Annotated in this window: 16 protein-coding genes; 5 read left to right on the top strand and 11 right to left on the bottom strand. The window is 27.4% G+C overall.

All coding sequences use genetic code 11. The annotated features are described in order from the left end of the window. Positions 1-344 precede the first annotated feature (344 nt). Positions 345-1,337: a UDP-glucose 4-epimerase GalE gene (galE, locus tag QZ288_RS03615; RefSeq protein WP_295155041.1), complete on the top strand. Its 993-nt coding sequence runs from the start codon at positions 345-347 to the stop codon at positions 1,335-1,337. Between the two features lie 80 nt (positions 1,338-1,417). Here galE and jag read toward each other — a convergent pair whose 3' ends face one another. The 5 genes from jag to rpmH form a co-directional block, all read right to left on the bottom strand. Beyond that, positions 1,418-2,119 carry an RNA-binding cell elongation regulator Jag/EloR gene (gene jag / locus QZ288_RS03610; protein WP_295155039.1) on the bottom strand — a complete coding sequence of 234 codons (702 nt, stop codon included), beginning with the start codon at positions 2,117-2,119 and terminating at the stop codon, positions 1,418-1,420. Positions 2,120-2,180: 61 nt separating this feature from the next. Then, a complete protein-coding gene (gene yidC, locus QZ288_RS03605) occupies positions 2,181-4,043 on the bottom strand; it encodes a membrane protein insertase YidC (protein WP_295155037.1) in 1,863 nt (620 codons plus the stop codon). A gap of 90 nt (positions 4,044-4,133) precedes the next feature. Continuing rightward, on the bottom strand, positions 4,134-4,343 hold the full coding sequence (gene yidD / locus QZ288_RS03600) for a membrane protein insertion efficiency factor YidD (protein WP_295155035.1): 210 nt from the start codon (positions 4,341-4,343) through the stop codon (positions 4,134-4,136). Beyond that, entirely contained in the window at positions 4,340-4,720 is a 381-nt protein-coding gene (rnpA, locus tag QZ288_RS03595) for a ribonuclease P protein component (RefSeq protein ID WP_295155033.1), read from the bottom strand. Before rnpA ends, yidD begins: the two co-directional genes overlap by 4 nt. 30 nt (positions 4,721-4,750) lie before the next feature. Next, complete coding sequence (rpmH, locus tag QZ288_RS03590; RefSeq protein ID WP_295155031.1) at positions 4,751-4,894, bottom strand: 50S ribosomal protein L34; 144 nt, start codon at positions 4,892-4,894, stop codon at positions 4,751-4,753. Between the two features lie 211 nt (positions 4,895-5,105). Here rpmH and QZ288_RS03585 point away from each other — a divergent pair, with 211 nt between their 5' ends. After that, on the top strand, positions 5,106-5,597 hold the full coding sequence (locus QZ288_RS03585; RefSeq protein ID WP_295155029.1) for an ATP-binding protein: 492 nt from the start codon (positions 5,106-5,108) through the stop codon (positions 5,595-5,597). Positions 5,598-5,626: 29 nt separating this feature from the next. Further along, positions 5,627-7,183 carry an ATP-binding protein gene (locus tag QZ288_RS03580; RefSeq protein ID WP_295155027.1) on the top strand — a complete coding sequence of 519 codons (1,557 nt, stop codon included), beginning with the start codon at positions 5,627-5,629 and terminating at the stop codon, positions 7,181-7,183. Positions 7,184-7,390: 207 nt separating this feature from the next. On the opposite strand, the gene lgt is transcribed toward QZ288_RS03580, so the two are convergent. Continuing rightward, on the bottom strand, positions 7,391-8,323 hold the full coding sequence (gene lgt / locus QZ288_RS03575) for a prolipoprotein diacylglyceryl transferase (protein WP_295155025.1): 933 nt from the start codon (positions 8,321-8,323) through the stop codon (positions 7,391-7,393). Positions 8,324-8,740: 417 nt separating this feature from the next. Here lgt and QZ288_RS03570 point away from each other — a divergent pair, with 417 nt between their 5' ends. Next, positions 8,741-12,475, top strand: coding sequence for a DUF2723 domain-containing protein (locus QZ288_RS03570; RefSeq protein WP_295155023.1), 3,735 nt, complete (start codon positions 8,741-8,743; stop codon positions 12,473-12,475). A 147-nt stretch (positions 12,476-12,622) separates the two neighbouring features. On the opposite strand, the gene QZ288_RS03565 is transcribed toward QZ288_RS03570, so the two are convergent. The 4 genes from QZ288_RS03565 to QZ288_RS03550 all read right to left on the bottom strand — a co-directional run bounded on the left by QZ288_RS03565 (position 12,623) and on the right by QZ288_RS03550 (position 17,340). After that, positions 12,623-13,297, bottom strand: coding sequence for an SAM-dependent methyltransferase (locus tag QZ288_RS03565; protein ID WP_295155021.1), 675 nt, complete (start codon positions 13,295-13,297; stop codon positions 12,623-12,625). 11 nt (positions 13,298-13,308) lie between these two features. After that, positions 13,309-14,337, bottom strand: coding sequence for an N-acetylmuramoyl-L-alanine amidase (locus tag QZ288_RS03560; RefSeq protein ID WP_295155019.1), 1,029 nt, complete (start codon positions 14,335-14,337; stop codon positions 13,309-13,311). Next, positions 14,330-15,661, bottom strand: a complete 1,332-nt coding sequence (locus QZ288_RS03555; RefSeq protein ID WP_295155017.1) for a CHAT domain-containing protein — start codon at positions 15,659-15,661, stop codon at positions 14,330-14,332. The genes QZ288_RS03560 and QZ288_RS03555 overlap by 8 nt, the downstream gene beginning before the upstream one ends. An 83-nt stretch (positions 15,662-15,744) precedes the next feature. After that, a complete protein-coding gene (locus tag QZ288_RS03550; RefSeq protein WP_295155015.1) occupies positions 15,745-17,340 on the bottom strand; it encodes a peptide ABC transporter substrate-binding protein in 1,596 nt (531 codons plus the stop codon). 161 nt (positions 17,341-17,501) lie between these two features. On the opposite strand from QZ288_RS03550, the gene QZ288_RS03545 reads away from it, so the two are divergent. Next, the gene (locus QZ288_RS03545) at positions 17,502-18,719 is read left to right on the top strand and encodes a DUF3298 domain-containing protein (protein ID WP_295155014.1); all 1,218 of its coding nucleotides are present in this window, start codon (positions 17,502-17,504) and stop codon (positions 18,717-18,719) included. A 248-nt stretch (positions 18,720-18,967) separates the two neighbouring features. On the opposite strand, the gene QZ288_RS03540 is transcribed toward QZ288_RS03545, so the two are convergent. Next, entirely contained in the window at positions 18,968-20,803 is a 1,836-nt protein-coding gene (locus tag QZ288_RS03540) for a methyl-accepting chemotaxis protein (RefSeq protein ID WP_295155012.1), read from the bottom strand. Positions 20,804-21,035 lie beyond the last annotated feature (232 nt).

Below are 21,035 nucleotides of genomic sequence, written 5' to 3'. Positions count from 1 at the left end.
GGCAACTGACATAAGGAAGTTGTCAGCTATTATTAAGCGAGTTTATCGCTAGCAACAATAAAAATAATTTTTATTAGCAATAATATAAAGTTTATCGCTTAAAAAATTACTTTATTTTTAATTGTATCGTATTCTTATGATAGTTCTTTATCTTCAAAATATTCTATTAATTTCAATGTTTTTATTTAAATTTTAACAAATTTTAGTTATCTAGGACAGACTAAAAAATACATTTACAATAATATAATAATAAATAAATTTGATAATGATAAATATTTCTTTGACTTTTTTTTGCAATTTAATTATACTTTAATTATATAACTTTTTTATTCGGAGTATTTAATATGGCTGTTTTAGTATGCGGAGGAGCAGGATATATAGGCTCTCATGTAGTTAATGAACTTTTGAAGCAGAATATAGAAACTGCAGTAATAGATTCATTAGAATACGGACATAAAGATGCTATTAAAGACTGCAGTAATTTTTATCATGGCAATATAGGAGACAGCGAATTACTTGATAAAATATTCAAAAATCATAATATAGATTCTGTTATGCATTTATGTGCTTATATAGAGGTTGGTGAAAGCGTACAAAACCCTGCTAAATATTATCATAATAATGTATCAAATTCTATAAATCTTCTTAATGCAATGCTTAAAGCTAAAGTAAAGAATTTTATATTTTCTTCTACAGCAGCAGTTTACGGCGAACCTGAATCCATACCATTAAAAGAAGACTGCAGAAAAGAACCTTCTAATCCTTATGGAGACAGTAAATTGGCATTGGAAAAAATACTTTCTTGGTACAGCAAGGCTTATGATTTTAACTATACAGCTTTAAGATATTTTAATGCATCAGGTGCTCATCCTGACGGACATATTGGAGAAGATCATAATCCTGAATCTCATTTAATACCATTAATACTTCAAGTACCTCTTGGAAAAAGAGATAAAATAAAAATATTCGGAGATGACTACCCTACTCCAGACGGTACCTGTCTTAGAGATTATATACATGTATGCGATTTGGCTTTAGCACATATTACGGCTATGAACTATTTAAAAAACGGAGGAAAAAGCATAGCATGTAATTTAGGAAACGGAAACGGATTTAGCGTAAAAGAGGTTATTGAAGTAGCAAGAAAGATAACAGGGCATTCTATACCTGCTGAAATTTGCCCTAGAAGAGCAGGAGATTCATCAGAACTTATAGCAAGCAGTGAAAGGGCAAAAGAAGTTTTGGGCTGGACTCCTACTATAAACTCATTAGAAGATATAGTTCAGACTGCTTGGAATTGGCATAAAAATCATCCTAATGGATATAATGACAGATAATTTTGTAATATATTTATAATAATTACAAAAAATATATAATAATAAAGGAGACTATTAAGAGCCTCCTTTTATTATTTATATTATCTATTTCTATAATAGGATTTATTATATCCGCCTCTGTCATTATATCTTTTATTATATCCGCCTTTTCTTTTTGAATATACTTTTACGCTTCTATAAGGCGGCTCTCCGTCGCTTTTAGTTTCAACATCCTGATCATTTTGTAATTCCAGATGTATAATTCTTCTTTCATAAGGAGACATAGGATCTAATGCTACAACTCTTCTAGTTTTTTTAGCCTGCTGAGCAGCCTGACGGGCTATATGCTTTAATGTTTCTTCCCGTCTTTCTCTATAGCCATCAACATCTAATATTATATGTCTTTCTGTATCATCATTAAATTTCTTAGAAGCTATTAATGATATTATAAACTGCAATGCCTCTAATGTTGCTCCTTTTTTACCTATTAAGACCCCTGAATCATCTGTTGAAATATTAATATAAATTCTTTTTTCGCTTTCTTCTTTAGCACTAACTTCAGCTTCAACACCCATATATTTTAGTATATTAGATACTATAGATTGAAACTCACCTAAATTAGTGGAAATTTCTTCATAATAAACTCTTATGATAGTAGGAGATTCTTCTCCAAATCCTAATAATGTACGCTTTCCTTTATCTATTACCTCAATTCTAACCTGATCTTCTGTTAGATTAAGTTCCTCAAGTGCCTTATTAACGGCTTCTTTCTCTGATTTACCACTAAACTCTTTTACTAACATAATGTAGTATCCTCCTTTCTATATGATAAAGTAATATTTTATTACTTTTAATTTGCTAATATTATTTCTTTTTTCTTTTTTTCTTTTTTTCTTTTTGTTTTATTTCCTCCTCAGCTATTTCATTAGATACAGATTTATCTATTTTTGAAGTTACAAATTGCTGAATAACTCCGAATATATTTTGAGCTGTCCAATATAATGCAAGTCCGCTTGCAAAGTTATAAAACATAAAAAGCATCATAAGCGGAAAAATAGTAGTCATCATCTTCATCTGATTTGCTGCTGCACCGCTTCCTGCTGCTGAACCTGAAGGCTGAAGCTTCATACTCAAATAACTTGTTAATGCCATAACTATAGGAAATAAATTAAAGTTAAATCCTCCCAATATAGGTATTCCTGCAGGAAATACGAACAGCTTATCAGGTGAAGAAAGATCGCTTATCCATAAAAACGGAGTATTTCTTAATTCTACCATTGACTGCATAAGATAGAAAAATGCTATCAATAATGGAAATGGAAGAAGCATAGGAAGACATCCGCCTAAAGGATTGATTTTTTCTTTTTTATAAATAGCCATTATCTCGGCATTTAATTTTTCGGGATTATCTTTATACTGCTCTCTTATACGCTCTATTTTAGGATTAACTAACTGCATCTTTTTCATAGATTTATATGATGCATGATTTAGAGGAAAAGTTACAACTTTGAATAAAAATGTAAACAGCAGTATAGCCCAAGCATAATTTTTAGTAATATTATATAAAGCATTAAGTATAACATCCAATATATAAGTTAAAGGTCTTAAATTAAGTCCTAAAAAAGATTCCTGAAATATAGATTCATAAGATTCTTCAAGATAATATTTAGAGAAAATACCTCTTGCTTTAGGACCTATAAATACTGAATAATCATCAGTAATTGAAGAACCGCTTTTAATGGTATGCTTAGATACTAAATTTGCTAAATGAAAGTCATTTCTATATTCATTAGATGAAGGCTTGGAAAAAGTCATAGTTTCAAAAATAGTATTATTAGATTGGGCAGGAGAAGATATAATAGCAAAATACCTATTATTCAAAGCAACCCATTTATCAGGACCTTCATATATATTATATCTCATCTGATTAGTTTTAATTCCTTTTGAAGAAGAACCGAATAATCTTGAAAAAATATTATCTTTTGCTATATCTCCTGTTAATAGTATTTTAGATTTGCCGTTTCCTTTTATAAGATACTGAGCTTTCGTAGCATCTTCTCTTACGGAATTTTTATCAGTTCTATAAGGACCTATTCCTGTAGCTAAAAAATATGAATAAAATAATGACACATCTTTTTCGCTTATATTTTCTATTGTAACAGAATTTTTTAACTGATAAGGATCTTCTCCGAAAGTAAAAGTTTTTGTTATTTTCACTTCTGAATTATCAATAATAGCATTTGCAGTGTATGTAACTTTATCTGCACTCTCTTCTGCTAACTGATAATTTAAATTTTCAGGTATAGCAATAGAGTTTGAAAGATTTTGAAAAGTTAAAGTAAAAGGATATATCCCCTCATAAACCTGTTCTACCATATCAATAATTTCGCCGGCAGAACCCTTTTCTAAATCCTGAGGATAATAATTTTTTAATTTGTATGAATATAGAGAACCGTTTTTAAAAGATGATATAACATATTCATTTTCAATTACTTTTTCATTATCATTAATTATGATATTAGTATTTTCTACACTTTCTATTTTTTGCATTTGATCAGTATTAAGCATTCGATTTTCAGCTGCTGTATTATTGCTGACAGAAGCTGAATTTGTATTTATATCGGAATTATAAACAGGTTTTACCGTTTTAGACTGATAGAACATATACAGGAACATTATTATAGCTGAAAGTCCGACAGCTATAACCATTCTTTTATTATTGCTCATAAACTATTAAAGCTCCTTAAATCAATTATTAACAAATGAGAATTTTATTTAAGCAGTTAATAAAGAATATAGTCTAACATATAAAAAATATTATGGTACAGGATCATATATTTTTTTTGCCAGAGGATTGCATCTAAGTACTCTGTAAATTGCAAGAAAACTTCCCTTTATTACTCCATATTTAATAACAGCCTGTTTAGCATATTCAGAGCATGAGGGTATATATCTGCAGGAAGGTTTTAAATAAGGTGAAACAGCCTTCTGATACAGAAAAATAAAAAATAGAAGAATTTTTTTCATATATAGTTAACCTTCTGAAACAATTTTAATAAGTCTCTTTTACAATCATTAAATGAAGGGAACTTATAACTATCAAATTTATTAACTATAATAAAATAATCATACCCGGCAGGAATTTTATCTTTTTGCGTTCTATATATTTCTTTTACTATTCTTTTGGCTTTATTTCTTCCTACAGCATTAGTTTTATTTTTTTTAATAGCTACAGCAAATCTGGAATATAAGCGGTTATTTTTCAATATTAGTATTGTATATTTAGAATTAAAAACTCTTTTAACATTGCTACGGTTATCGAAAAATGCTGATATATCATTTCTTTGTTTCAGCCGCTCTTTAATATGTAATTTTAATGAAAGCTCCCTGCAATGGTTTTCCATAAGTACTGCTTAAATAATTAATTAATAAGTTTACTCATCTGCAGCAGTCAAGCGATGTCTGCCTTTTCTTCTTCTGCGTTTTAAAACATCTCTTCCATGTTTAGTTGCCATACGTTTAAAAAATCCGAATTTTCTAGCACGACGCAGCTTACTTGGCTGATAAGTTCGTTTCATGTATGTCTCCTTATAAAGATTATATTTCTTTATTAAATATTTTTTATAAAAACAAAATTACATAAATATATTAAAATATAGTACTATATAAAATTATTTTTGTCAAGTGTATAAAAAGGCGTAAAAATACTGTCTATATATATTGTATTTTATTTAATTTTTTAATTATTTATAAATTTGATATTATATTATTTAATGATATAATACTAGAATGAAAGAGTATTTACTTGATAATAAATTAGGAGATATCAATCCGTTAATAGAAAATGTATCTGATGAAGTAAAGCAGTATATACCTAATAATGAAATAGATTTATTTTCAGCAGCATTATACGAAGTAATTATGAATGCAATAGAGCATGGGAATCTTAATATACTCTATGAAACAAAAAAAGAATGGCTTAAGAAAAATATTTATCATAAAAAACTTAAAGAACTTTTAGAAACCGAAAAGGCTAAAAATACTAATGTTAAAATAAAATTAAAATTACCTGAAAAAGAAGAAGATAAAATTATTATTACAGTTAAGGATCAAGGACTTGGATTTAAACCTAAACAGGAAGCAAAAAAAATAAATAATGATGGTTTTGCCCGTGAAAGCGGAAGAGGAATTATTATGATTAAATCATATTTTGATGAGGTTAAATTTAATAAAAAAGGCAATACCATAACTTTAATAAAATCAATCAAAAAAGAGCAGTAAAAAATAATTTTTAAATGGATTTCCGAATTATGCCCAATAAAAAAATAGAAAAACAAAATAAAAAAGTAAAAAATACAAAATATTTCCGCAAATCTCCTGCCGTACAATTAGATACAGGATTTGTAAGCCTAGAGAGGTTTATGGCTATAAATGAATATGATGACGGAACTTTTTCAAAAGAATATAACTGCGATATAATAAACAGAAAAGGAAGAGATGCTGTTATTATAGTACCTTATGCATATATAGATAATCAAATATATGTTCTTATGATAAGTACATTCAGACCTGTTGTATATTATAGAGAAAAAGTTATGACTGGAAAAAGCTATGAGGATATTGATGAAAATATTACATCTTTTTTAGAGTTTCCTGCAGGAATGCTTGAGGAAGATGAAATAAATGAAAAAAATCCTAATCAGGGAATAAAAAAATGTGCTAAGAGAGAGCTTGAGGAAGAAACAGGATATAGTGCAGATTTAAAAAATATAAATATATTAGGGCATAGATATTATAGTTCTTCAGGAATCATAACAGAGAGAATAAATATTGCAGCTTCTGATATAACAGGGTTAATTCCGAAAAAAGAAATAAAAACTGACGGTTCTGTTATGGAGGAAACTATAGAATCTTTTTTTGTACCTTTTGAAAAGGCTATGAGATGGTGCAAAGACGGTGTTATAAAAAATGCTGGTACGGAGATAGGACTTTATAGGCTTTATTTTTCTATACTATATGAACATCAGAAAAATCATAATCTGATACTTCAAAAAAGGCTTCATACTCTTTTTAATGAAATAAATTCTCTTAAAAAAAGTGCTGAGCATTATAATAAATTAATAAGAGAGTTTAAAGCTACAGTTTCGCATGAATTGAGGCATCCTTTTACAGAGATTATGGGATATATTAATTTGCTTAAAAAGAATAATATGCCTGAAGAAAAAAGAGAAGGATGCTTTAATATAATTTCAAGAAGCATTAAAAAGCTTTATGATACTAATAATAATCTTATACAGATAGCTTTGAAAGATGATGAAAGTTCAAAATATGTATCCGAATTTAATACAGAAGAAGAACTTAATATCATTATAGACGGCTATAAATTCATTTACCCGAAAGATATAAGTATAGAAATGAATATAGAAAAAAACTGCATTATATTAATAGGCTATCATCAAAGATTTAAGCTTATTATGGAAGGCATAATATCCAATGCATTTAAATTTACAAAGTCTGGAATTATATCAATAAATATAAGAACTTTAGATACTATAGAAAAAAAAGAGCTGGATTTTTCCCCTGATTTATTTAATTATCATACTATGAAAAATATAATACCTAATGAAATAGAGATAATAGTAAAAGATACAGGCAAAGGCATAAAACAAAGTAAGCTTAAAAAAATATTCATACCATTTTATCAGACGGATTCAAGATTTGAAAGGGAGTATGGAGGAATGGGCATCGGCTTATCTGTTGTAAAAGATTTGCTTGATACTATGCAGGGCACTATTAATATAGACAGTTCTGAAGGGGCTGGAACTATAGTAAAATTGAGAATGCCTTTCGGAATACCTGCTAAATAATATAATTTAATTACTAGTATATATATTTTTTTTGCATATATAATAATTTTATATACATAATAATAATTTAAATATCAATATTTAAATTGTTAAAAAATATTACCTAATACTATATTTTCTATTTATCATAGCTTTTATAATTTTTGTAACTATATTTATGTATTAAAAAGTTATTTATATATTTTATTATATTATTTCTTTTTTTTACTATTTTGTAATATGCTTTTTTATATTTGTTTTAATAGTATAATTGTCATCTTTTCTAGTGTAAATATAAATAAGCATAACAATACCTATAATAATCATAGCAATAGAATAAATAGCACCTGCTGTAATAGGTCCTAAAGTCCATTCTGTAACATCTCTTATAAACTGCTCTATTAAAGTTCTAAAAAGCCCGTAAAGTAAAATCCATACCCAAAGTCTTGTACCTTGTCTTATTTTTTTATTTTTCTCGCTTAAATATCCTATTAGGAAAGATACCAAAGCAAGAACTAAACCTTCAAATAAAGCCTCATACAGCTGCGAAGGATGTCTTGGTTCAGTATAAGGTCTTATAGCAGGGAACATAGAAGCCCATCTTTCATAACCGCCTACAGCATCATATAAAGGAAACTTCATTGCTAAAAAAGAATCTGTAACCCTTCCGTAAAGCTCGGCATTCATAAAATTTCCAATCCTTCCGAAAAATAAGCATAAACTGCATGGCAAAGTTGCGTTATCTGTGATTGTATAAAAGTTGTATTTATACTTCTTACTGAATATAAATAATGATATAAACATTCCTATAAATCCGCCGTGAAATGACATTCCTGCAAAACCTGTAAAACTAAATCCGTTATCAATATTAATACCCAATATTTCCCAAGGAGTTAAAAAACTTTTTGGAGAATAAAAAAGAAAATATCCTATTCTAGCACCTATTATAGCACCTACCGCTGCATAAAATACCATATCATATATGCCGCCGTTTTTTTCATCAAGATTGAATTTTATCCAGCCTCTTTTTTTCATAAAGTAAAGTATAATGCATGAAGATATAATACCTACTATATACATAAGTCCATACCATCTTACAGCACCTAGTATCGGTATATTATGCGGAAATACAAAGGGAGTAAAAAATTCAGGATAAGTCATATATTTTCCTTAAAAAAATTTTAATTCATTAATTATTTATATTTTTTAATATAAGATAATACATTGAAATTATTAATCTATCAAGTGTAATTATTTATTATAAAATTTACTATATTAAAAATTAAATACTGATGAATAATAAAAACCTAGTTTTTTAAATATTTATTTTTTATTAAAAAATATAAAAAACTCATAAAAATATATTTTCTGCATTCTTGAATAATAAGCAGTTTTATTATATAATAATTGCTTGTAATATTAAAAAAATTATATATTATGTAAAGTTATTAAAAGCGTATCTAAGTTTATCAAGGATACTTGCAGTATGCAGCTAGAAAAAAATATAAAACAAATTTATTGCTGCATATATAAAAAATAAAATATATTTGATGATTAAAAACTAGAGGTAAATAATTAATGGCAAAACTTTCGCATCTGGAAAAAGAGTATATCAAGGCTAATTATAAAAATAAAAGCATTGATGAGCTTACAAAAAAGCTAGAAAAAGACAGAGAGTTAATAGAAGAATATGTTAATGATCTGCAGAATAATCAAAAAAATAAATCAAAAAATAATAAAAAAGAAAAATCTAATAATAAAGAAAAAGACATAAATATATTCTCAAAACTATTATCAAAAAAAGATAATCAAGAACCTATTTTTAAGAGATATCAAATAAAACCCTATCATCTTTCAAAAATAGATTCTGTATTTGCAGCAGCAGCTTTTCTTTTTACTTTTCTGCTTTATTTATTTACTCTCACGCCTTCGCTTTCTGCAGGCGATAATGGAGAGCTTACAACTGCAGCTTACTTTTTAGGAGTAGGACATGCACCCGGATATCCTTTTTATACCTTAATGTCCAAATTATTTACTTATATACCTATAGGAAATATTGCTTGGAGAACAAATTTATTTTCAGGTACATGTGCTGCAATTGCTATGATTTTTTTCTATCTTATTATGGTAAAAGTACTAGGGCAAAATAGAATTGAAAGAGGATTTTCTCCTATAGTACAGATACCTGCACTTTTTGCGAGCATTGCATTTGCTATATCAGATAATATGTGGGCACAGGCTACTATGGCAGAAGTTTACAGCTTAAATATACTTCAAATAGCTTCTATGCTTTTAATACTTGTTTATTGGTTTGAAAGTGTATGGAAGCATTCCGATGATGAAGTGCCTTATTACGGAAATAAATATTTAATGACTTTCGGATTTCTTTACGGAGTTGCACTTGCTAATCATCATGTAACTTTGCCTTTTGCATTTGCACCTCTTTTGTTTATAGCTGTTGTATTATTTTTGGTGCATAAAGACAGATATATCAATCATATAGAAACTTCTTTTATATCAATATTTGTATTTTTAGTTTTATTATTTATAGGGGGATTCGGATATTACAGATTTATTATGAATTATGAAGCTTATTTATATTTTCCTCCTGGAGTTGCTTCTAATGACTCAATATTATCTATAATATTCAAGCCTTTCGCTGATATGAATATATTAAGCGATATATTTACTGCACTTGCTAACGGTTCTTATTTAAGACCTGATATGATACAAAACCTTAAAGCTCCTTTCTACCCTACTCTATATAAAGGAATGTTTTTAGTATTCTGGCCCCTATTATTAGTATTAGTTTGGTGTTTTGTTTACAGATATTTCTTATGCAAAATAGATAAATTTAATAATGATAATGACTTTATAACAGGAATATCAATATCATACTATAAAATGCTTTTAATGCTTGCTGTAGGAGTTATGATATATGCTTATATGCCTATAAGAGCAAGAGCATTGCCTCCTCTAAACTGGGGACAATTAAATGAACCTTCAGGCTGGGAGAATTTAAGCTATTTATTTAGTATGATACATAGAAAGCAGTACGGAGCTTCAGGCAATGATATAGCTGCAGCATTCATACTTCATTCTGAACAAATATCTGCTTTGATAAATATATTCAAAACTCAATTAACAGTATTAGGACTATTATTCTTAATACCTGGATTATTTCAAATATTTAAGAAAAATAAATTTATCGGCATATTCTCAGTATTCGGACTTTTAAGTTTTGCAGTCTCGCTTATGGTATATACCAACCCTCCTCCAAGCGTAAGAACTTTATCATTTGTTGAAGTATTTTTTCTGCCTGCAACTTTATATATGCTTGTAATAATAGGCTTCGGCATACAATGGTATATGGAATATTTTAATACCAATAATATAAAAAATATATTAAAGCCTGCATCAGAAGAAACTGCTGATACTTCATTAAAGCCTTATCATATTATATCGCTTATAACAATACTTGCTATAATGATTCCTATATTCATTATGAATTTAAGCCGCAATAATAATTCAAAAGATTTCAGCAATCATGATTATTCATATAATATGATGAACTCTCTTCCAGACAATGCTATATTTGCCACAGAGGGAGGAGATAATCAAGTATTCGGACTCGTATATTATACTATGGTTGAAAGAAGAAGACCTGACTTAAAAATATATGATCAAAAAGGAAATGTATTTGAAAGAATATACGGAAATCTTATGAAAACTGACGGCAGATGGCTCGGAGATATAAGCGATGCTGTAGATAAAGATTTTATAGATTCAGGCAGACCTTATTATATGGCTTGGAGAAGAGAGGGGCTTTACAGACTTGGAGATTATTATTTCAAGGCTTACGGATTAGTATTTAAAGTGCAGCCTATAAAATATGCTTTAGTTGATGAATTAGAATTTTTTAAAGTTCTTACTGTTAATGATTATAAAACAATAGCAAAAGAACATTTAAAAAGAGATTATGAAGATGAAAAAATTGCTGCTGATTTAAATGCATTATTAGATGAAGGATTAGTTTCAGCTGATAGAAAAAACAGATATAATGGAAATGAAGAGATAACTTTTATAAAAATGTATGAGCTTCCTTTTCCAGAGTTAAAAACCGAAGAGGATTATTGGAACAGCTATACTATGCAGGGAACTGCTGAAGAAATTTCTCATTATGATTTTCTTACAAGAGAAATATTTGTAAGTTCTTATTCTCTTGCAAAAATAGATATGTACAATAGAAGAATAAAAACTTATCAGAAATTACTCGGCTTTATGGGCGATAGAGATATTGCTGAAAACGGCATTACTAAAACCGAAGCAAATCAAAAGATAGCAGAATTTCAGGATTTGAAAAAGCGTGAAGAAGATAAAATGCTTATAATAGGATTTGATATGTCTAATGTATATTTTGCTGTAGGAAATCAGGCTATGATAGACGGAAATTATGAAAGAGCTGCTTTAATGTTTGAGGAGCTTATAAAATTAGAAAAGCTTGTTTATCCTGCATACTTTAGTTTAACAGCTTCTTATGAATACTTAGCACGTTCTAAAGATACGCCTTATGATAAGGAGACATATTATTTAAATAAAGCTAAAGATGTTCTTTCAAGAGCTGAAAAAACTTTTCATAGGGGTAAGGATATTGGAGATGCTGCCAGAGAACAGAATCAAACTTATCAGCAAATAAAACAATTTACAGCTAGAATAGATGCACAATTAAGAACAACAAGACAGCAGGCGGATAATTTCAAATCTCAGACTATGAAAGAGGATACTTTTGAAAGCTATTCTTCTTATGCTAATTATATATATCAAAATAGGCAGGATATAGAAGAAACATTATGGGCTAAACTAGAGGCTAAAAAAAGAGCCCGAAATAAAGAACATATAGTAGGAGTCAATAAAGATATATCTATACTTTATGCTAATTTGGGAGATATATCAAGTTCTATCGGTATACTAAATGATACTTTGAAAATACCTGATTTAACTAGAGATGAAATAAGAGGATTGGAATTTGATTTGGCTAATATTTATCTTAATAATAAAATGTATGATGAATCTGTAAATATATATTCAAAGTATACTAATAATCTTACCCAAGACGGTGCTTTTGCCTTGTATGCTATAGGACATATATACATAGAACAAAATAAAATTATAGAAGCATTAAATATTTATAATGATTTCAAAAGAATAATGTCGCCTTTGGCTGCTAATAATGATGTTATAGCGAATTTAGATAGAGATGTAGAAAGCAGAAGGCTTCAGATAATGCAGTATTTAGGAACTGTAAAATATTAAAAAATTTATAAGAACTGCCTATTATAGGCGGTTCTTATAATTTTAACAAATCAATAATTAAAAAAATTACTGCATATATGCTTTTCAGATATAAAGCTTAATGATTTTAAATATAATTTAATAATACTTTATTAAGCAAATAATATATTAGTTTATAATGAGTACGAATTCCCGTTTTTTATTATCCTGATATTTAGAGCATATATTTGATATTTTACCTATAACTATTTCTTCATTTTCTGTAGTTAAATCCAAACATAATGCTATTTCTCTATCTTTAGAATATATTTTTTTTACTGCATTCAAAACTTTAGAAAGTCTGTAAGGAGTATCCAATATTATAACAGGGACATTTAATTTTTTAAGATATAATAATTTTCTCTCTCTTTCTTTATTATCTCTAGGCAAAAGTCCTGCATAGTAAAATTCTTTAAAATTAAAAGGAAGGCACATAATAGCTGCTGTAATACTGCTTACTCCAGCTATAGGCTTAACTTTTATATTATGAAAATAGCAGTATTCAAGCAATAATCTTCCAGGATCTTCCAAAACGGGAGTTCCGCAGTCGCTTATAAGTACAGCTGTTTTATAATTTATTATTTTAGTAATTATTTCATCTATATCTTTATACTTTTTTGTATGTTCGCTAAACTCAATTAAACTCTCTTTCTCTTTTTTTATACCAAGTGATTTAAAAAGTATATGAGCTTCTTTAAAACTTTCAGCTAATATAATATCGCTTTCTGTCAAAACTTCTTTTAATCTTTCTGTATTATCTTTATAATTTCCTATATCTCTTGCTGCAACATAAACTGTAAGCATAATATTTTTTCCTATCGCTTAAATAAAATATTTGTATTATAATTCCAATTTGTACTTGCTATATTATTGCTTATAAATATATTAGTATGGAATGTATTGGTAAAAAATTTATTAAGCTGAGATCTCTCTTCCCTTTCATTAATTTTTCTTACTTTTGAATTCAAAGCCCTTATTATAGCATAGCTTTCATTATCAATATTACCGTCTATTTTTTCAGGTCTGAAATGGCATTGAAAAGCATATAAAACTTTTCTAGAATCTAAATCCCATATATTATTTGTAGGCATACTTGTATAGCCGTACTTTATAAACTCTTCTTTTATTTTTCTTACTGAAGTTCTTCTATATTTATCATCATTTAAAAAATTGCTGTAATCATAATCATCATACCAAATTCCTAAATTATATTCATCGTGAAGCATTTTCCAAGGAAATTTAGGACCTGGGTCTTTTTTTCTGTAAGGAGCTATATCAGAATGCCCCAATATATTATAAGGCTTTATATCATATTTATCTATCAATTCTTTAAGCAAATACACTACTTTATCTATTTGACTGTCATCAAACTCTAAATATTCATCATAAGGAGTAAAAAATAAATTTTCTCTCTCTATTTTGCTCATTCTTCTTAATCTCTCATAAGTATTCGTAACTTTTTCCAAAAAACCCAAATTTACTATTTCTATTCCTATAGAAGAATCATTCATACTGTATCTGTTATCAAACATAGTAATGCCCGCATGCCAAGCTCTGTCATTATCATCTACAAGTTTATATATAGGCTCATCTTCCCTTGTAGTTATAAGATAATGTGCCGATACTCCAGGGTCTGTTAATACTTTCAAAGATAAATCATCATTTAAAGCTGTATAATGAAGTATAATATATTTTATTCTTAAATTATATGCAGGAGATTTGAAAACGCTTGAAACTTTAGGTGCTATTTTTCTAGTTCTTATAGGCGTCATATCATTATCATTGCATGATATAAATATTAATAATGCTATCAGTAAAAAAATTGACCTAAAAAGTTTAAACATATACAGGAACTCCGTTAAATCTATACCTTATAAAGCCTTTGTAAAACTCTCTCACCTCTACATAAGCAAAATAATATGCCTGAGCCGTATTTATTCTAGCATGCTTATGAAATAAATTATTATAAAAACTGCTGACAAAATCCATATACATTCCGTCGCCCAAAGAGCCTACAGCTGATATTACTGTGGCAACTCCTGAAGAAAGAAGAGATTTTGTAAGTTTATTATCAGCCTCCTCCATATTACAGGCATTAATAAAAATTACTTTAGGAGGTTTTTCCAAAGCAGATACAGAGTTTAATATATAATCTTCGCTTAATTTTATGCCTGAACTATATCCATGAGTTATTATATGTATTATATCATAGCTTTCTAATATCTTTATAAACTCAAAATAATTATGCTCTTTTCTATATAAATCTATTTCTGCATTTTTTATATTATTCTGTAATGATAAAATATTATCTATCTCATTTTTATCATAAACTATATCATCATTAGGTATAGAAACAACAGCCATTTTTATTTTGGCATTATTTATTCTTTTATTATGATAAAGCATATTAGAAGCATTAGCATAAGAAAAAATAATATTTTCTGATATAAACTTTCCCTCATAAGCTAGTATATCCCAAGGAATATTATAAGTTTCTTCATCAAGATGCAGATAAACTATCCTAAATCCGTCAAGAAGATGCTCTCTAAAGTCCTTCTCTGGTATAAGCATATTCATTAAATAACTTCCAAGCTCTATATATCTATCTATATTATTATTCTCGCTATTAGAATATTTAAGCAGACGAATATACTCTTTATATATGCTTTCATAAGCCTTATTATCAAAATGCTTTTCATATTCCGCCACATAAAGCGAAGGATATGTTTCTACAGCTTGGTATTTAAAAGTATTTTTATCTATATCTATAGAGCAGGAAAGAAATGTCTGAGATATATTATCATTCAAAACTATTAATCTGTCTTTTAATTTTGAAAATGTTTTATTATCTATTTCATATATTGAGAAATCTGAATATTTATCTTCCAGCCTATAATATATGCCTCTTCTTCTTTTATAATTATCATTTATAGATATATTCGTATAATTTTCATCTGCTTGTTTTTTATTATTAAAATCTATTTCATAATATCCGTATAATTTATTTTTATCATCATCATACAAAAATATATTTATTATGCTATTATCTTTTTTTATTTTCTTTGCAATCTTTTTTACAGAAGAATTTTTTAATGTAATAAATTCTTTATTATGAGATAAAAAATAATCTCTGTTCTGCGTTATAATATATAATTTATCTTCATCCATTAAAACAGTATTTAAATGTTTTTATATTATTGTATAGCAATTTTTAATATAATCAAATAAAAAAATTATAATCAGCTTTATAATTATTCCATATAACAATAATTAAATTTATGTCTTCCCAAAGGATTCAATACTGCCCCTTTAAGTTTAGGGTTTTTCATAAAAGAATCTGCCCTATAATATAAAGGAATTATAGGCATTTCTTCCATAAGTATATTTTCTGCTTCTGCCATAGCCTGCATTCTTATTTTATTATCTGCAGACTGCTTAGCAATTAATAAATTATTATCATATTCTCTATTAGCAAATCCTGTATGATTAATTCCGCCGTAGCTTATCATAACATCAAGCATAGTCATAGGATCATTATAATCACCTGTCCAGCCCATTCTAGCCATTTGATAATCTTTTTCTATTAATGACTGCAAAGTAATTGGAAACTCTTCCTGCACTAAAGAAACATTAACATTCAAATTTTCTTTCCACATCTGCTGCAAAGCCTCTCCAACCAATACATAAATACCCGGAGAAACTTTAAGCTCTATTACAGGATAATTCTCGCCATCAGGATAACCAGCCTCAGCCATTAACTCCTTCGCCTTTTTTACATTATTTTCATAATCATTAACATCTATATATTCTTTATTTTCTTTTCTAAATGTGCTGTTTAATCCTCTTACTTCAGTAGGTACAAAAGCTCCTGCAGGAACCTGTCCGCCTTTGGTAACATTTTTTACTAAATAATTTCTATCTACAGCAAGTGCTAATGCCTGTCTTACTCTCTTATCAGCAAATGCTTTATTAGTAATATTTAATTCTATATAAAATGTACCTATAGCATTATTAGCTATTATATAACCTTCATTTCTCAATTTTTCTATTTCAGCAGAAGGGGGCTCTAATGCAGAGAAGTATATATTTCCTCCTCTAATGCCCGCAATGGCTGTATTCGGATCGCTCATAAGCAAAAAAGTTATTTCCTGTGCTTTCTGCTCATTTTTGTCATAATAATTAGTATTAATATTAAATACTATCTTTTCATCTATTACCCTCTCATTCATCTTATAAATACCATTACCAATATAAGTATCAGGAGATAAAGCCCATTTGTCGCCGTACTCTTCTATAATATCTTTTCTTATAGGCATAAATACTGTAGTAGAAGCTATGAATTCAAGAAAATAAGAAGCAGGATTTGCAAGATGAACTTCAAAAGTATAATCATCTAAAGCCTTCGCAGCTAAATTATCATAATTCATACTGCCTGAATTAATTTCTTTAGCATTCTTTACTATTTCCATCATATATGAATATTCAGCCGCAGTATTAGGATCAACTGCCCTTTTCCAAGAATACTCAAAATCATAAGCAGTTAAAGGATTGCCGTCAGACCATTTTGCATCTTTTCTGATATGAAATGTATATGTTAATCCGTCTTCCGATATATCCCAGCTTTCTGCCATACCTGGTTTCACATTATTATTTGAATCTATTTTTGTAAGCCCTTCAAAAGCGTGAAGTATATAAGATGATACAACATTAATAGAGTTTAATGTAGGGTCCATAGTTTTAGGCTCAGGTCCTAAATTTACAGCTAATGATGAACCTGCTTTACTTCCGTTTGAACATGATATTATAATCAAAGTTACTGCATAAAAAATAATTAATATTTTTTTCATAAAATAATACCCCATTATTTAAAAAATTGATATGAAATTCATATTATATTATAACTTCTGTTATGTCAATAATAATGCTGTTATGTTATTCTATTATATATATTGACAAAAAAAAGATATATTATATTATGCTTACTTATATAATAATTAAAAGGCAATATATGGCAGGCAAAAATATAATCATTATATTCTCTATTTTGCTGATAATATCCTGTTCAAATAAAGAAAATAATTTAAATAATGATATTAATAATAATGAATTAAAACAAAATCAGCAATTAGATAAAAATACAAAGTCTGCATCTAATAATTCTTATATAAAAAATGATATAGAATGGATATCTCATCAATACTATATAAAAAATGATGAAGGAGATTTTTTTTCTGTGTATTTAAATGACAGATGGGCAGATTATGATAATATTGATTCTGAGTTAATGCCTGATTATGAAATTATAAAAGCAGCTTTTAATTATAAAAATTTAAATGATATAAATCAATTCTATAATAAGAACAGTATTCTTGATATAGCAAATAATAGAATATATGCAGAAGCCGAAAACGGAGAGAGCATAGAAAGTACATATTCAAATATTTCATCATTTAAAATGACATCAAAATCATTAAATAGTTCATCTAAAGAAATAAATACAAGCTCATCATTAAAAGCAGCAGTATATAACTATGTATACAGAGATGTATCTGATACTAATGAATATGGAAATGCAGAAACATTCTCGTATAAGGATTCTATATTTCTGCTTATACCTGATAACATTAATAAATTAGAAATATATGATAAAATTTCTTTTGATATAAATAAAGATTTTAATTTAAATAATATAAAAAGAGATGAAAATTTAGAATTAAAAAATAATACTTTAGAATTATTCAAAAATAATATGAAAGCTCCTTATGAAGAATGGATAACAGATTCTAATTACAATTATGAATCAAGCAAATCTATTAATATAACTTATTTTGATGATAAAAGCGTATCAATAAGAACAACATCAACATTATATTTAGGCGGAGCTCACGGAGTATACAATAATCATAATTCTCTATACTCTCTTACAACAGGCGAAAAAATAGAAATTACTAATTTTATAAAAGATTTAAACAATGATGAATTAAAAAGCATTATGAAAGATAAACTCTTATCAATAGACGGAAGAACAGAAGAAGATTATTTAGTTCCTTTAGATGAAATAACTTTAGCCGATGCATCTTTTTATATATATGCTCCTAACAAAATACATTTCGTATGGGCTATATATACTATAACTGCTTATGTGCTTGGAGAAACTGAAATAGCTTTTGATTTTGAAGAGATTAAGCCTTTCATAAATGATGAGTATATATACATAATAGAATAATTTTATTACATCTTATTTATTTATATAAATAAAATAAAAAATATAAAACTTATAAGTAATATTTTTAATTATCTATACTATTCTTAACAATGTAAAGCATTCATAATTTTTTATAATCAGATTTTTAATATTTAAAATTAAATAAATCCTTATATTATATATTTTTATTTATATTGAATTTGATTAAACTTACTTAAATATAAAAAATAAAAAGCAATAAACTATTAAAAGTCTATTGCCTTTTATATTTAAGATAATTTAAAAAACGAAATGCTTTGCTTTAATTTTTCTGCTCTATTTAAAAGGTTCTTACATAAATCATTAGAATTGACAGCTAAAGAAGCATTCTGACTCGTTGTGCCTTCTATACTATTGATTGATATGCTTATTTGATTTACTCCAGACTGCTGTTCTAATGCTGCAGCTGATATTCTCTCCATCAAGTTAGAAGTTTCTTTCACTTTATGCTGAAGCTCTTCAAATAATTCCTGAGATTTTCTTGCTGTTTTTGTTGCATTATTTATTTGTTCTGAAGTATTATCAACTAAACTAGTAATATCCTTTACAGAAGCCTGAGTAGTTTGAGCAAGATTTCTTACTTCTGAAGCTACAACTGCAAATCCCCTGCCTTGTTCTCCCGCTCTTGCCGCCTCTACAGAAGCATTAAGTGCAAGTATATTTGTCTGAAAAGCAATATCTTCTATTATTTTAGTTATATCCTTTATCCTTTCGCTTGATTTATAAACCTCTTCTATATTTGAAGAAGTTTCTGTTATGATATTTGCAGCCTGTCCTATATAGATTATAGATTCATTCATCATATCTTTTCCATTAACTGCATTTTCTGTTGATGATTGTATTGTAGAAACTATTTCTTCTACGCTTGCTGCTGTTTCTTCCAAGCTAGATGCCTGAGTTTCTGTTCTTGATGAAAGTTCATAACTGCTTTCCATCATAGTTTGAGATGAAATTAGAATTTCTTTAGATGCCTCATTTACTTCATTAATAACCTCTGATAATTTTATGCTCATAATATTAAATGTTTTTTCTAATCTTCCAAATTCATCTTTTCTATATTTTTCAGTTTCTGCTATTTCTATATTGCCCTCCGATATTTTTTGAGCATGAAGCATTAAACTTTCTAAAGGATGCATAGTTTTATTAATATATAAAATAAAAATAATATTTATGAGAATTATAGATATTAAACATATTATAACAGCTATTTCTATCATTATTATATTTTCTCTATATATAATATTATCGTCCATAGCCAAAACTAATACCCAAGGCAGCTGTTCTATTTTTGTATAAACTGCTGTTCTAAACTGATTATTTAATTCATATTTCAATAAACCATTTTGTTTATTATCCTGTTTTATTAAATTGAAATACTGAGTATAGTTTTCATTTATATAATTATAAGTATCTGCTACTACAATTCCTTCATTATTTAAAGCATATAATCTTCCTGTTTCATCAAGTTTTAATCTTTTGAGACTATTTAAAAACTCCTCCCAATTTATCACCATATAAATTGCACCTATAAATCTATTATTAGAATCTTTTACAGATGATATTATTGCTAATGACCATTTATCATCATTTGATTTTAATATTTTAGTTCCGTAAGCTGCATCATAATTACTTTGCTTAAAATTATCCCATATACTAGGTATTAAATCCTCAAGTTTTCTTCCTATTTCAGTATGATTTACATTATTTAATATAATTCCGTTTGTGCTTGTTACTCCTATATCTAAAGAAAAGTCATTTATAGCTTCAAATTTATTTAAAGTTTCATTTAATTGTATATTAGCATTGATGTCCTGCATACCAACAAGATAATTAATTACTGCAGGAGCTACTGAATAAGTTTTAATAAGCGTTTTATTATCCAAAAGCCAAGAATCTATCATTGACTTATATCCTTCTAATGTATTTGAAAATCCTGAAAAAGTAGTTCTGCTTACTCCTATAAAAGCTTTGTATGATAATACAACTATTGTAATAATTATAAATATAGTTGTTATTATACTGATAGTTATGGGCATTTTAAATCTTATTGAATGTCTTTTTTTCATAAATCATATTCCTTCCTAATTATTATTCTAAAAAATAAGCCTTTTATAATGCATAAAAAAAGCATATATTATGTTATTTACTAAATAAAAAAATTATAAATTATTTTGCTCCCTATTTTCTTTATATTATTAATTTATATAATAAACTGTATCTTTTATCATCAAAATAAAAAAACTGATGCAATGCCGAAAGAAAAGACATTAAATATAAAGTATAAATTTTTAGCTGAGT

This window comes from uncultured Brachyspira sp. (genome assembly GCF_910578695.1).
Lineage (GTDB): Bacteria > Spirochaetota > Brachyspiria > Brachyspirales > Brachyspiraceae > Brachyspira.
This window is presented reverse-complemented; position numbering and strand designations above follow the sequence as displayed.